This is a genomic window from Sphingopyxis sp. LC363 (assembly GCF_000756385.1).
Taxonomy (GTDB): domain Bacteria; phylum Pseudomonadota; class Alphaproteobacteria; order Sphingomonadales; family Sphingomonadaceae; genus Sphingopyxis.
This window is the reverse complement of the sequence record NZ_JNFC01000034.1, coordinates 1-13,511: the sequence shown is the minus strand read 5'-3', so window position 1 is coordinate 13,511 and position 13,511 is coordinate 1. Positions and strand designations below refer to the sequence as shown.

Annotated in this window: 14 protein-coding genes; 9 read left to right on the top strand and 5 right to left on the bottom strand. The window is 65.7% G+C overall.

Annotation, left to right across the window (positions count from 1 at the left end; all coding sequences use genetic code 11):
• Window positions 1–101: 101 nt before the first annotated feature.
• Both FG95_RS12965 and FG95_RS12960 read right to left on the bottom strand, forming a co-directional pair.
• A complete protein-coding gene (locus FG95_RS12965) occupies window positions 102–587 on the bottom strand; it encodes a GFA family protein (protein WP_037556421.1) in 486 nt (161 codons plus the stop codon).
• 88 nt (window positions 588–675) lie between these two features.
• The gene (locus tag FG95_RS12960) at window positions 676–1,380 is read right to left on the bottom strand and encodes a glutathione S-transferase family protein (RefSeq protein ID WP_037556420.1); all 705 of its coding nucleotides are present in this window, start codon (window positions 1,378–1,380) and stop codon (window positions 676–678) included.
• A 105-nt stretch (window positions 1,381–1,485) separates the two neighbouring features.
• On the opposite strand from FG95_RS12960, the gene FG95_RS12955 reads away from it, so the two are divergent.
• The 5 genes from FG95_RS12955 to FG95_RS12935 all read left to right on the top strand — a co-directional run bounded on the left by FG95_RS12955 (window position 1,486) and on the right by FG95_RS12935 (window position 6,435).
• Window positions 1,486–1,830, top strand: a complete 345-nt coding sequence (locus FG95_RS12955; protein WP_235211555.1) for a winged helix-turn-helix transcriptional regulator — start codon at window positions 1,486–1,488, stop codon at window positions 1,828–1,830.
• Window positions 1,827–2,282 carry an AAC(3)-I family aminoglycoside N-acetyltransferase gene (locus FG95_RS12950; RefSeq protein WP_037556419.1) on the top strand — a complete coding sequence of 152 codons (456 nt, stop codon included), beginning with the start codon at window positions 1,827–1,829 and terminating at the stop codon, window positions 2,280–2,282. The genes FG95_RS12955 and FG95_RS12950 overlap by 4 nt, the downstream gene beginning before the upstream one ends.
• A gap of 61 nt (window positions 2,283–2,343) precedes the next feature.
• The gene (gene polA, locus FG95_RS12945; protein WP_037556418.1) at window positions 2,344–5,154 is read left to right on the top strand and encodes a DNA polymerase I; all 2,811 of its coding nucleotides are present in this window, start codon (window positions 2,344–2,346) and stop codon (window positions 5,152–5,154) included.
• Window positions 5,151–5,642 (top strand): hypothetical protein, encoded by a 492-nt coding sequence (locus FG95_RS12940; RefSeq protein ID WP_037556417.1) that lies wholly within the window; start codon window positions 5,151–5,153, stop codon window positions 5,640–5,642. The genes polA and FG95_RS12940 overlap by 4 nt, the downstream gene beginning before the upstream one ends.
• A 118-nt stretch (window positions 5,643–5,760) precedes the next feature.
• Window positions 5,761–6,435 carry a CDP-alcohol phosphatidyltransferase family protein gene (locus tag FG95_RS12935; protein ID WP_037556416.1) on the top strand — a complete coding sequence of 225 codons (675 nt, stop codon included), beginning with the start codon at window positions 5,761–5,763 and terminating at the stop codon, window positions 6,433–6,435.
• Window positions 6,436–6,537: 102 nt separating this feature from the next.
• Here FG95_RS12935 and FG95_RS12930 read toward each other — a convergent pair whose 3' ends face one another.
• Window positions 6,538–7,431, bottom strand: coding sequence for a prephenate dehydratase (locus tag FG95_RS12930; RefSeq protein ID WP_037556415.1), 894 nt, complete (start codon window positions 7,429–7,431; stop codon window positions 6,538–6,540).
• Window positions 7,432–7,617: 186 nt separating this feature from the next.
• Between FG95_RS12930 and FG95_RS12925 the strand changes: the two genes are divergently transcribed.
• Window positions 7,618–8,280 carry a c-type cytochrome gene (locus tag FG95_RS12925; RefSeq protein WP_037556413.1) on the top strand — a complete coding sequence of 221 codons (663 nt, stop codon included), beginning with the start codon at window positions 7,618–7,620 and terminating at the stop codon, window positions 8,278–8,280.
• On the top strand, window positions 8,280–8,708 hold the full coding sequence (locus FG95_RS12920) for a c-type cytochrome (RefSeq protein ID WP_037556411.1): 429 nt from the start codon (window positions 8,280–8,282) through the stop codon (window positions 8,706–8,708). Before FG95_RS12925 ends, FG95_RS12920 begins: the two co-directional genes overlap by 1 nt.
• A gap of 148 nt (window positions 8,709–8,856) precedes the next feature.
• Here FG95_RS12920 and FG95_RS12915 read toward each other — a convergent pair whose 3' ends face one another.
• Together FG95_RS12915 and FG95_RS12910 are read right to left on the bottom strand one after the other, a co-directional pair.
• Complete coding sequence (locus tag FG95_RS12915; protein ID WP_037556410.1) at window positions 8,857–9,729, bottom strand: LOG family protein; 873 nt, start codon at window positions 9,727–9,729, stop codon at window positions 8,857–8,859.
• 48 nt (window positions 9,730–9,777) lie between these two features.
• On the bottom strand, window positions 9,778–10,479 hold the full coding sequence (locus FG95_RS12910) for an extensin family protein (RefSeq protein ID WP_052182349.1): 702 nt from the start codon (window positions 10,477–10,479) through the stop codon (window positions 9,778–9,780).
• Between the two features lie 172 nt (window positions 10,480–10,651).
• Between FG95_RS12910 and FG95_RS12905 the strand changes: the two genes are divergently transcribed.
• Window positions 10,652–11,779 carry a phosphoserine transaminase gene (locus FG95_RS12905; RefSeq protein ID WP_037556601.1) on the top strand — a complete coding sequence of 376 codons (1,128 nt, stop codon included), beginning with the start codon at window positions 10,652–10,654 and terminating at the stop codon, window positions 11,777–11,779.
• Window positions 11,780–11,884: 105 nt separating this feature from the next.
• Window positions 11,885–13,471 carry a phosphoglycerate dehydrogenase gene (serA, locus tag FG95_RS12900; protein ID WP_037556409.1) on the top strand — a complete coding sequence of 529 codons (1,587 nt, stop codon included), beginning with the start codon at window positions 11,885–11,887 and terminating at the stop codon, window positions 13,469–13,471.
• The last annotated feature ends 40 nt before the right edge of the window (window positions 13,472–13,511 follow it).

Below are 13,511 nucleotides of genomic sequence, written 5' to 3'. Positions count from 1 at the left end.
TCTCGTCATCCCGGCGAAGGCCGGGATCTCGACCTCGCCATGCCAAGCGACGGTGAGATCCCGGCCTTCGCCGGGATGACGGATCAGTGTTGGAACCGGCTTTACCTGTCCGGCCAGGCCTCGGTGTCATGGTCGGGGTGCTGGTGGTTGCTCGCCTTGATCGCGCCGACGAGGTCGCTCATTGTCTCTTCGGTCGTCCCCTCCCCCTTGATCGGCAGGCTTTCGAACAGCGATAGCTGGCCTTCGAGGCCGAACTGCACGCGCGGCGGGAATTGCGACGGATCATCGAACGATCCGGTCGTCAGGTTGATGTGCTTGCTGTCGAAATAATCATAGGCAAGCGGCGTCCCGCATGTCCGGCAGAATCCGCGCGCGGCCTTGTCGGAGCTTTTGAACCATGTCGGCGCGCCGCGCGTCCATGTGATCGCATCGCGCGGCACACCGATCAGCGCGATGAAGAAATTGCCCGCCGCCTTCTGGCACATGCGGCAATGGCAGATATGCGACGTGTCGAGCACGGCGGTGACATGATAGCGCACCGTGCCGCACTGGCAGCCGCCCGAGGCCTGGGTTTCGATCCTGTCCATGACCGCAGGCTACCAAAGCCGACGCGCGCTCACAATGGCGCGCGCGGGGAAACGGTGCGCGGCGGCGATGCGCCGCACACCCGCCCGATCAGGCACCGTAACGCTCGATGACCTCGGCGAGCGGCACATGGCCGAGACAGACGCCGCTGCCGACCGCGCTTTCGCCGGTTTCGAGCGCGGTCGCATAGAGGACCGCCGGATCGGCCTCCAATCGCGCGCGCAGCGCCGCCAGCTTCGGCCAACGCACGGGCTCTGCCACCTCGTGGAACTCGAGCCAGCGCGCGATCCCGACGAACAGCGCGTCGGCGAGCGTCGGCCGGTCACCGACCAGATAAGGGCCCTCGCCGACCATTGCTTCGAGCTTGTCGTGGCGTTCGATCACGGCCTCCTTGCCAAATTCGCGCAATGATGCCTGCAGCGCCGGGCGCGGGGGGTCCATTTCGAGCGCGACCCACAGCGGGGTGAAGGCGCCGGTGAAGCCGGTGTTGATGAACGCCATGGTCTGCCGCATCCGGTCGCCCTCGGGCGACAGCGGGTCGGGGCTGATCCGCCGTTCGTCGTCGCGCGCGGCGAGCCAATGCGCGATCGCCATCGTTTCGGTCAGCACCCGGCCCTGATCGGTGATCAGCGCGGGCGTTTCGTGCCGCGCGTTGATGCGGGCATAGGCGGGCTCGCGCATTTCGCCGAGCATGTCGACGCGGCACAGGCGATAAGGTTTGCCCAGCCATTCGAGGGCCGCGACAAGCCCCATGGAACTTCCCAGCGGGAAGCCATAGATAAGGATCGGTTCCAATATATTGCTCCATCGTCTTCTTGAAGGGGGAGCTGCGCAGCGGTTCGAGATATAGTGCGCCGGGAGCCCGCGTAAATTACGCACCTTTTTGTAACCATGGGGACGATGATGAAGGATCTGGTTTCGCGTTGTCCGATCGAGGAAGTGATGCAGTTATTGAGCGGCCGCTGGCCGACGCTGCTGATCTACTATCTCAGCGACGGGACGAAACGGTTCAGCGACTTGCGCCGCGACAATCCCACGATTTCGCACAAGATGCTGACCCTCGAGCTTCGCAAGCTCGAGGATGCGGGGATCGTCCGGCGCACCGAATTCGAAGGCTATCCGCGGCGCGTCGAATATGATCTGACGGTGGACGGCGAGCGGCTCGTCCCGCTGATCGACGCGCTCGGCGACTGGTGGGATTCGGTCGCGCCTGCACCGGCCGTCGCGGAGGCCATCGCCCAATGATCGTCCGCCGGCTGGGAGCGGGCGACATCGCCGCGGTGCGCGCGCTCAACACCGTCTATGCCGCCGCCTTCGAGGATCCCGTGACCTACCGCGCCGACCGGCCCGACGACGCCTGGCTCGCACGCCAGCTCGGCCGCGATGGCGTCATCGTGCTGGTGGCCGAGCACGACGGCATCATCGTCGGTGGCCTTACAGCCTATGATCTTCCCAAGCTCGAGGCGGCGCGCAGCGAAATCTATCTTTACGATCTCGCGGTCGACGAAGCGCACCGCCGCCGCGGCATAGCCACCGCGCTGATCGCCGAACTCCAGCATATCGCCGCCGAGACCGGCGCGTGGGCGGTCTTCGTCCAGGCCGATTATGTCGATCCGCCCGCGATCGCGCTCTACACCAAGCTCGGCACCCGCGAAGAGGTCCTGCATTTCGACCTGCCGCCGCGCCCGCGCGATTGAGAAGAAGAAAGCGGGAACATCGCGCTAGGCCGTCCGCGCCGCCGCTGCTACACCCCGCGCCATGTCCGAGAAGAATCATCTCTATCTGGTCGATGGCTCCAGCTACATCTTCCGCGCCTATCACCGCCTGCCGCCGCTTACGAACCCCAAGGGCGTGCCCGTCGGCGCGGTCTATGGCTATACGACGATGCTGTGGAAGCTCGCGAAGGATCTGCACGACGCCGACGGGCCGACGCACCTCGCGGTCATCCTCGACCATAGCAGCCAGTCGTTCCGCAACGAGATTTACGACCAGTATAAGGCGAACCGTCCCGAGCCGCCCGAGGATCTGCGCCCGCAATTCCCGCTGATCCGCGACGCGACGCGCGCCTTTTCGCTGCCGTGCATCGAGATGGAGGGCTTCGAGGCCGACGACCTGATCGCCTCCTATGCCGAGGCGGCGGTGCGCGAAGGGTGGGACGTCACCATCGTCAGCAGCGACAAGGATCTGATGCAGCTGATCCGCGAGCCCGAGGGCGGCCCGCATGTCGACATGCTCGACACGATGAAGAACGTCCGCATGGGCATGGAAGCGGTGAACGAGAAGTTCGGCGTCACTCCCGATCTTGTCGGCGACGTGCTCGCGCTGATGGGCGACAGCGTCGACAATGTCCCCGGCGTGCGCGGCGTCGGCCCGAAGACCGCGACCAAGCTGATTCAGGAATATGGCAATTTGACCGCCGCGCTCGACGGTGCCGTGGGCATGAAGGCGTCGAAGCTGCGCGACAATCTGATCGAGCATCGCGCCATGGCCGAATTGTCGCGCATCCTCGTCGACCTGAAGCGCGATTGCCCGCTGCCCGACCCGCTCGACGCACTGAAGCTCGGCGCGATCCCGCCGCTGCCGCTCAAAAGCTTCCTCGACGAGCATGGCTTCCGCTCGCTTTCGGCCAAGCTCGACCTCGGTGGCACGCCGGGCGGTCCGCCGACCCTGCCGCGCGCGAGCGCCGCGACGGCGGCGCCCGCCGCGGCCCCCTCGACCCCTACCCTTCCCGCCATGCCGCCGATCGACCGCGCGCTGTACGAAACGGTAACGACGATCGAGGCGCTAGACCGCTGGATCGAGGCAGCGCGCGCCGCGCATGTCGTTGCGATCGATACCGAAACCGCGACGCTCGACAGCGTGACGGGCGATCTCGTCGGGGTCAGCCTGTCGACCGGTCCCGGGCGCGCCTGCTACATCCCGCTCGGCCATGGCGGAACCGACATGTTCGCCGAACGCCCCGAGCAGGTACCGCTCGCCGATGCGATCGGCCGGCTGCATGCGCTTTTTTCCGATGAAGCGGTGCTGAAGGTCGGCCATAACCTGAAATATGACATCGGCGTGCTCGCCCAGCACGGCATCACCGTCGCGCCCTATGACGACACGCTGGTGATGAGCTTCGCGCTCGACGCGGGCAAGCATCAGCACGGGCTCGACGAATTGTCGAAGCTGCATCTCGATCACGTCTGCCTGTCGTTCAAGGACGTGTGCGGGACCGGTAAGTCGCAGATCAGCTTCGCCGAAGTGCCGCTCGACCGCGCAACGCAATATGCGGCTGAGGATGCCGAGGTCGCGTGGCGGCTGTGGAAGCTGCTCAAGCTCCGCCTGCCGGTCGAGGGCGGCACGCGCGTCTATGAAATGGTCGATCGGCCATTGGCCGCCGTCGTCGAGGGCATGGAACGCGCCGGCATCATGGTCGACCGCGACTATCTCGCGCGCCTGTCGGGCGAGTTCGCGAACGACATGCTGCGCATGGAGGGCGAGATTCACGGACTCGCCGGACAGCCCTTTGCGATCGGCAGCCCCAAGCAGCTCGGCGAAATATTGTTCGACAAGATGGGCCTGAAAGGCGGACGCAAGGGCAAGTCGGGCGACTGGTCGACCGACCAGAGCGAGCTCGAACGGCTCGAACGCGACGGCGTGCCGATCGCGCGCAAGATATTGGAGTGGCGCCAGCTTGCGAAGCTCAAGTCGACCTACACCGACGCGCTGCAGCAGCAGATCAACGCGACGACCGGCCGCGTCCACACCAGCTACAGCCTCGTCGGCGCGCAGACCGGGCGCCTGTCGTCGACCGACCCCAACCTCCAGAACATCCCGATCCGCACCGAAACCGGCCGCCAGATCCGCGACGCCTTCATCGCGGCGCCGGGTCATGTGCTGATCGCCGCCGACTATAGCCAGATCGAACTGCGTCTCGCCGCGCATATGGCCGACGTGCCCGAGCTCAAGACCGCCTTTGCGCAGGGGCAGGACATCCACGCCGCGACCGCGATCGAATTGTTCGGAGAGGTGAATCGCGACACGCGCGGCAAGGCGAAGACGGTCAATTTCTCGATCCTCTACGGCATTTCGCGCTGGGGCCTTGCGGGCCGGCTCGAAGTGACGCCCGACGAGGCGCAGGCGCTGATCGCGCGCTATTTCGAGCGTTTCCCAGGCATTTCGGACTATATCACCGACACGCTCGAGAATGCGCGCGCCAAGGGCTATACCGAGACTTTATTCGGGCGCAAAACCTGGTTCCCGCGCATCAAGGCGGCGAACCAGAACGAGCGCGCGGGCAGCGAACGCGCCGCGATCAACGCGCCGATCCAGGGCACGAGCGCCGACCTGATCAAGCGCGCGATGGCGCGGATGCCGAAAGCATTGGCGGACGCCGGGCTTTCCGACGTCAAGATGCTCCTCCAGGTTCACGACGAACTCGTGTTCGAAGCGCCCGAAGACAAGGCCGCGGCGGCGAGCGAGGTCATCCGTGCGGTGATGTCGGGCGCCGCCGAACCGGCGATCAAGCTGTCGGTCCCGCTGGAGGTCGAGGTCGGCACGGGCAAGAGCTGGGGCGAAGCGCATTGATCGCCGCGCTGCTGTTCGTCGCGGCGCTCGCTGCCGAGCCCGCGGCCGTGCCGCCGGAGACCGCCGTCTCAGCGCCGTCACCCATCGCCGACACCGACCTGCGCGAATTCGCCGCAATCGCGGGACGCAAGGTCGCCGGGCGGCCGGTCGAGGGGCCCTATGCGAACGCCGACAAGGTGCTGCTGATCCGCCGCGACGACAAGGGCTATCCGGTCGTGGCGGGGGGCATGGGGTTTCCGGTGCGCCAGTCGCCCCCCGCGCCGCCCGCCGGCACGCTTGCCGTCGTCCGCTTGCATCAGCGGTCCGAAACGGTCGTTCCCGGCCCGACCACCGACGACCTCGCCTTCGTGAAGGCAAACCGGCTGCCGCTGTTCGTGATCGGCGAATGGGCGCGACCCGCGCCGATGTGGGAGGTGGCGTGGGTCGATGATGCGGTCCGTTACCGCACGATCGGCGAGGTCGGCGAAATCGGCCCCTGGCGCGACTGACCGGCGCGAAGGCACGTCGCACCGACCGCGCCACCCTTTCGCCCGCACAACTTTGTCTCTATGACGGATCGATGACATACGACCGGCACTTTTGTGACGGCCGGAACAAAGGGTCCCCATGAGCAAGTTCGAACCCGTCGCCAAGGCGCCGGTCCGCATCCAGCAGAATATCCTCGCGCGCAGTGAGCGCCGCCTTCTCAATTGGCTGTGCGCGCGCCTGCCCGCTTGGGTCACGCCCGACCAGCTGACCACGCTTGGGTTCGCCGGCGCGGTGCTCGTCGCGGCGGGCTATCTGCTCAGCTGGTTCGACAGCGAATGGCTCGGCCTGTCGCTCGCCGGCTATATCGTCAACTGGTTCGGCGATTCGCTCGACGGCAGCCTTGCTCGCTGGCGCGGCATCGAACGCCCCAATTACGGCTATTTCGTCGATCACAGCGTCGACGCGATCGCAACGCTGCTGATGATCAGCGCGATCGGCATGAGCCCCTATATGCGGCTCGACGTCGCCTTGATGGGGGTAATCGGCTATTTCCTGCTCTCGATCCACACCTTCATTTCGGCGAAGATCCTCGGGGAATTCCGCCTGTCCTACATGGCGGGCGGGCCGACCGAGCTGCGGCTGATGCTGATGGCGATGACCATTTCGATGCCGATCATCGGCGGGGCCGACATAAAAGGCACCAATTTCTCCGCCTTCGACCTGTTCGCGATCGTCGTCTCGAGCATCCTCGTCACGCTGTTCATCGTCCAGACCTCGGCAACGGCGCGAATGCTCCGCCGCCGGGGCAACTGAGCTGACGTCGAAGAAGCGGCACCGGCCCGCTCTCCCTCCCGCCCTCCCCAGGTTACTATCGTCGGGGAGGCCGGGAGGGAGAGCGGGCCGGTGCCGCCCACATCATGGACGCGTCCGCGCCTGCGCATAGGTGCCGAGCAGGCGTAGCGACTTGGTCTGGAAATCGAGCTCCTCGAGCGCGCGGTCGATCCGCTCGTCGCCGGGAGCGCCGACGATGTCGGCATAGAATTTGGTCGCCGCGAAACTGTCGCCGGTTTGATAGCTTTCGAGCTTGGTCATGTTGACGCCGTTGGTCGCAAAGCCGCCGAGCGCCTTGTAGAGCGCCGCGGGGATATTCTTCACCTCGAACATGAAGGTCGTCATCAGCGGCCCGGCAATCGCCGCGAAATCGGCGAGCGGTTCGCGCGCGAGCACGACGAAGCGCGTCGTGTTGTGGTCGGCATCCTCCATGCCCGTTCCATGCAGCGTCAGACCATAAAGTTCGGCCGCGTGCGGCGGCGCCAGCGCCGCGAGGCCGACCTCGTCGCTGTCGGCGACCCACGCCGCCGCCCCCGCGGTGTCGCTGTGCGCGACGGGCGCGATATTGTTGGCGCGCAGCCAGTGGCGGCATTGCCCGAGCGCCTGTTCGTGGCTCATCGCGCGCGTCACCGGCCCCAGGTCGCGGCTCATCAGGCCATAACGGATCGGCAGGAAATGCTCGCCGACGATCGACAGGCCCGATTCGGGGAGCAGGAAATGGATGTCGGCGACGCGGCCGTGCAGGCTGTTCTCGATCGGAATGATCGCGCGGTCGACGCGGCCTTCGCGCACGGCGTCGATCGCGTCCTCGAACGCATAGCAGGGCATCGGCAGCGAATTCGGGTCATATTCGCGCGCGGCGAGGTCGCTGTTCGCGCCGGGCGCGCCCTGGAAAGCCAGTCCGCGTCCGGGCTCGGCGAGCGCCACCGCCCGCATTTCGTCGACCAGATGCTGCGCCGAAGCCGAATAGCTGCCCATCGATTGCCTTCCCAGGGTGGAGCCGCGGCGCATAGCCGTCCCGCCCGCCGCGCGCAACCGGACCTTCGGCCTTCGGCTCGTCGGGCGATTTCATCCCCTTGCGCCGCCGTCGCCGCCCCTTTAAGGGAGCCTCAAAATCAAAGATGCGCCCGGCTAGCGGGCGCCAGCTAACGGGGCTGCTAGAGCATGGACGATCGCAACAATACTATTGCCGGCTGGGTGCTGTTCGCCGGCATTTGCGCACTGGGCCTGACGATCGGGTCGCAGATGCTGTTCGCCAACCACGCCCCCGAAAAGCCCGGTTATCCGATCGAAGACGCCGAAGCCGGCGCCGGTGGCGGCGAATCGGCCGTGCCGCTTCCTAACCTGCTCGCCGCTGCCGACCCGGCCAAGGGCGAGGCCGTCTTCGCAAAGTGCGCCGCGTGCCACACGATCAACCAGGGCGGCGCCAATGGCATCGGCCCCAACCTGTGGGGCGCGCTCGGCAAGCCGCACGGCCATGTTCCGGGCTTCGACTATTCGGCGGCGCTGAAGGGCGTGCCGGGTAACTGGGACTTCGCCGGCATGGACGAATGGCTCAAGAGCCCCCGCAAATATGCGCCGGGCACCAAGATGTCGTTCGCGGGGCTCAGCAGCCCCGAAGATCGCGCGAACCTGATCGTCTATTTGAACAGCCAGGGTTCGAACCTGCCGCTGCCCGCCGCCGAAGCCGCACCCGCGGCGGAAGAAGCGGGCGCCGCTCCGGCGGAAGGCGAAGCGACCGCTGCCGCGGCCCCCACGGCCGAGGAAGGCGCCGCTGCTCCGGCTGCGGACGCCGCAGCCCCCGCCCCGTCCGAAGCCAAGAAATAATGCGGCTCGCGCCCGTGCTGCTGGCGGGCGCACTCGCGCTCGCCGGCTGCGGCAAGAGCGAACCCCCTGCCGACGACGCAGCCGCGAGCGGCGAAGCGGCGGTCGAGGTCCCTGCCGTCGCGCCGACCGCAGCGATGGGTGAACAGGTCTTCCGGCGCTGCGTCGCGTGCCACACAGTCGAAAAGGGCGGGGCCAACGGCATCGGCCCCAATCTGCACGGCATCGTCGGCGCCCCCGTCGCGGCGAAGCCCGATTTTTCCTATTCGGGCGCGATGAAGGCGAAGGGCGGCGTCTGGGACGAAGCCGCGCTTGACGCCTATCTGAAGGCGCCGATGAAGGACGTCCCGGGCACGCGCATGGCCTTCGCCGGGGTGATCGACCCCGCAGATCGCAAGGCGCTGATCCTGTTTCTGGAAGAACAGAAATAACCCATCTCCTCCCTGTCGCGCAGCGATGGGGAGGTGGCAGCGCGAAGCGCTGACGGAGGGGTTTTGGCGCGACGTTGCGGCCCCTCCACCATCCGCTTCGCGGGGCGGTCCCCCTCCCCATCGCTTCGCGACAGTGAGGATTTTCCGATCAACGCTCCTCGATGTTCGCGTAGAAATCCGTGATGATCTTCCACGCCTCGTCCGCCGTCTCGACGAACTGGAAGAGGTCGAGGTCGCGCGCGCTGACCACGCCCTCTTCGACCAGCGCGTCGAAATTGACGACGCGCTGCCAGAACTCCTTGCCGAACAGCACGATCGGGATCGGCTTGATCTTGCCCGTCTGGATCAGCGTCAACAATTCGAACATCTCGTCGAACGTGCCAAAGCCGCCGGGAAAGACGCAGACCGCGCGCGCGCGAAGCAGGAAGTGCATCTTCCTGAGCGCGAAATAGTGGAACTGAAAACTGAGCGATGGCGTCACGAAGCGGTTCGGCGCCTGTTCGTGCGGCAGCACGATATTGAGCCCGATCGAATCGCGACCCTCATCGTCGGCGCCGCGGTTCGCGGCTTCCATGATCGACGGCCCGCCGCCCGAGCAGACGACGAAATGGCGGCAGCCCTTGTCGTCGCACGGATATTGGCTGGCCAGCCGCGCGAGCGCGCGCGCCTCGTCATAATATTTGGCTTTCGCCTTCAACCGGCGCGCGATGTTGCGCTGCGCGTCATCGGTCGCCGCAGCTTCGAGCCCGTCGGCCTGCGACGGTTCGGGGATGCGCGCCGAACCATAGACGACGAGCGTCGATTCGATCCCGGCCTCGTCGAGCAGCAATTCGGGCTTGAGCAGTTCGAGTTGAAAGCGGACGGGGCGCAAATCTTCGCGCAGCAGGAAATCCGTGTCCTGAAACGCCAGTTTATAGGCGGGGTGCGCCGTCTGCGGGGTGGTGGTCGCCTGTTCGGCGAACTGCGCGTCGTCCTTGGCTTTGTGAAAACGCGAACGATGGGGTTGTTTATCTTCTGCCATTGGCGGACGGCTAGCCGGTCCGCGTGACTTTGCCAAGACAGACGGGCTTCAGCGGCAGTAGCCGTTGCCGCTCATATCGAAGTGGAAATGATTATAGTGCGCCGCATTGTAATCGGGACCGAGCACGGTGCCGAAACGGCGGCAGCCCGATTTATGGAGCGCGCGGAGGAAGTCTTGCGACGGCTTGTCGCCGTCCCAGCCGCCGTCGAGCATGATGCGGCGTCCGTCGGCGAGGATGAAACCCGACACGTCGATCGCGTTCGAATAGGCGTGCTGCGACAGCCGGCCCGAACGCCCGCCATAGATGTTGCGGCAACTATAGGTGCCAAAGGTCTCGATCTTCACAACCTCGGTGCCGAAAAATTTCCGCGCCGCGGGCTTCACCGCATATTGCGCCCAGGCGGCGAAATTCTTTGCGAGCGGACAGGTCATCGCGCCGAGCCCCGACACCGGTACGCCGACGTCGAGCAGTTTCACCGAATCGATCGAGGTACATCCCCCGCCGTGATCCTGGTTGGGGAGCGGCGTGAAGCGCACGCCGGCCTGCTTGAGGTCGAAGGCGCATTGCTGCGCTTCGGCGCTGGTGAAAGAGGGTGTGCCGACGGGCTGCGGTCGGCTCGGCTTGCTCGCCGACGTCCGTTTCCCGCCGCTGTTCTTCATCGCCTCGGGCGTTCCGAAACAGGCGGAAAGCGCGAGTGCCGCGGTAGCGGCGATCAGGATCCGGGGCTTCAGGAACGTCGGGATCGGCATGGCCGTCAAAATACCGACGAAATGGTTAACAAGCTGTATACCTTTTTCTCCACTCGTCGAAAATTTCGCGCGGTCCGTGCAATTTGTTTGACAGTTGCGTCCCCGACCCTAAACGCGGCGCCGGGCCACGCGGTCCCAACGCCGCGCGAGCTCTCTGCAAGGAGAGACTATGATGAGTGAAGTGACGACGCCACAGGTGCGCCCGACGCGCCCCTATTTTTCTTCCGGACCCTGCGCCAAGCCGCCGGTCTGGTCCCCCGAAAAACTAGCTACCGAATCGCTCGGCCGCTCGCATCGTGCGAAGATCGGCAAGACGCGTCTCCAATATTGCATCGACCTGATGCGCGAGATGCTCCAGCTTCCCGACACGCACCGCATCGGCATCGTTCCAGGCTCCGACACCGGCGCCTTCGAAATGGCGATGTGGACGATGCTCGGCGCCAAACCCGTCACGACGCTCGCATGGGAGAGCTTCGGCGAAGGCTGGGTCACCGATGCTGCGAAGCAGCTCAAGCTCGACCCGACGATCATTCGCGCCGATTACGGCGAGCTTCCCGATCTGACGCAGGTCGACTGGTCGAACGACGTTCTCTTCACCTGGAACGGCACGACCTCGGGCGTCCGCGTCCCGAACGGCGACTGGATCGCTGATGATCGGCAGGGCCTGAGCTTCGCCGACGCGACCAGCGCCGTGTTCGCCTACGACCTGCCGTGGGACAAGATCGACGTCGCGACCTTCAGCTGGCAGAAAGTGCTCGGCGGCGAAGGCGGCCATGGCGTGCTGATCCTCGGTCCCCGCGCGGTCGAACGGCTCGAAACCCACACCCCCGCCTGGCCGCTGCCGAAGGTGTTCCGCCTCATGTCGAAGGGCGCGCTCGCCGAGGGCGTGTTCAAGGGCGAAACGATCAACACCCCGTCGATGCTCGCGGTCGAGGACGCGATCTTCGCGCTCGAATGGGCGAAGTCCTTGGGTGGTCTCGACGGACTGAAAGCGCGCAGCGACGCCAACGCCGCCGCGCTCGACAAGATCGTCGAGGAACGCGAGTGGCTGAGCCACCTCGCCGCCGATCCCGCCAGCCGGTCGAAGACCTCGGTCTGCCTGTCGGTCACCGGTGCCGATGCGGATTTCATCAAGAAATTCGCTGGCCTGCTCGAAAAGGAAGGCGCGGCCTATGACATCGCGGGTTATCGCGATGCACCTCCGGGCCTTCGCATCTGGTGCGGCGCGACCGTTGACACCGCCGATGTGGAAGCCCTCGGCCCGTGGCTCGACTGGGCCTACGCCGAACTTCGCAAATAATTTCCATCGTCATTCCCGCGAAAGCGGGAACCCAGTGCTGTCACCACCTACGCTGGAACTGGGTCCCCGCTTTCGCGGGGATGACGAAGTTGAAGGATCATCAAAATGACCACTCCCAAAGTTCTGATTTCCGACAAAATGGACCCCAAAGCCGAAGCGATCTTCAAGGAACGCGGCATCGATGTCGACGTCATCACCGGCAAGACCAAGGACGAGCTGATCGCGATGATCGGCGATTATGACGGCCTCGCGATCCGCTCGGCCACCAAGGTCACCGCCGACGTCCTCGCCGCCGCGACGAACCTGAAGGTGGTCGGCCGCGCCGGGATCGGCGTCGACAATGTCGACATTCCGGAGGCGTCGAAGAAGGGCGTCATCGTGATGAACACCCCCTTCGGCAACAGCATCACCACCGCCGAACATGCGATCGCGATGATGTTCGCCCTCGCGCGCCAGATTCCCGAAGCCAACACGGGAACGCAGGCGGGCAAATGGCCGAAGAACGACTTCATGGGCGTCGAGCTCACTTCGAAGACGCTCGGCCTGATCGGGTGCGGCAATATCGGCAGCATCGTCGCCGAGCGCGCGCTGGGGCTGCGCATGAAGGTCGTCGCCTTCGACCCCTTCCTGACCCCCGAGCGCGCGATCGAGCTCGGCGTCGAAAAGGCCGATCTCGATACCCTGCTCGCCAAGGCAGATTTCATCACGCTGCACACGCCGCTGACCGACCAGACGCGCAACATCCTGTCGGCCGAGAATATCGCCAAGGCGAAGAAGGGCGTGCGCATCATCAACTGCGCGCGCGGCGGGCTGATCGACGAAGCGGCGCTGAAGGAAGCGCTCGAATCGGGCCATGTCGCGGGCGCCGCGCTCGACGTGTTCCAGACCGAGCCGCCCGCGGCCGACCATCCGCTGTTCGGTACGCCGAACTTCATCTGCACCCCGCACCTTGGCGCCTCGACCGACGAAGCGCAGGTCAATGTCGCGATCCAGGTTGCCGAGCAGATCAGCGATTATCTGCTCACCGGCGGCATCACCAACGCGCTCAACGTCCCCAGCCTCTCGGCCGAGGAAGCGCCGAAGCTGCGCCCCTATATGAGCCTCGCCGAAAAGCTCGGCAGCCTGGTCGGCCAGCTCGCGCACGACAATCTCACCACAATCTCGATCGAGGTTGAGGGCGCCGCCGCCGAACTGAACCTCAAGCCGATCACCGCCGCGGTGCTCACCGGCCTGATGCGCCGTTATTCGGACAGCGTGAACATGGTCAACGCCCCGCACCTCGCCCGCGAACGCGGTCTCGATGTGCGCGAGGTCCGCCACGACCGCGACGGCGACTATCACACGCTCGTCCGCGTCACCGTCGCGACCGAGGCCGGCGACCGCTCGGTCGCGGGCACCTTGTTCAGCAACGGCGACCCGCGCCTCGTCGAAATGTTCGGCATCAAGGTCGAGGCCGACCTCGACGGCCATATGCTCTATATCGTCAACGAGGATGCCCCGGGCTTCATCGGCCGCATCGGCACCGCGCTCGGCGAAGCGGGACTCAACATCGGCACCTTCCATCTCGGCCGCCGCGCCGCGGGCGGTGAAGCCGTGCTGCTGCTCAGCCTCGACTCGCCGATGCCCGAGCCTTTGCTGTGGCAGCTGTGCCAGTTGCCCGGTGTGAAGACGGTGAAGGGTTTGAAGTTTTAAGCCGCCAAGTCCCCCTCCAGCTTGCGGGAGGGGTTAGGGG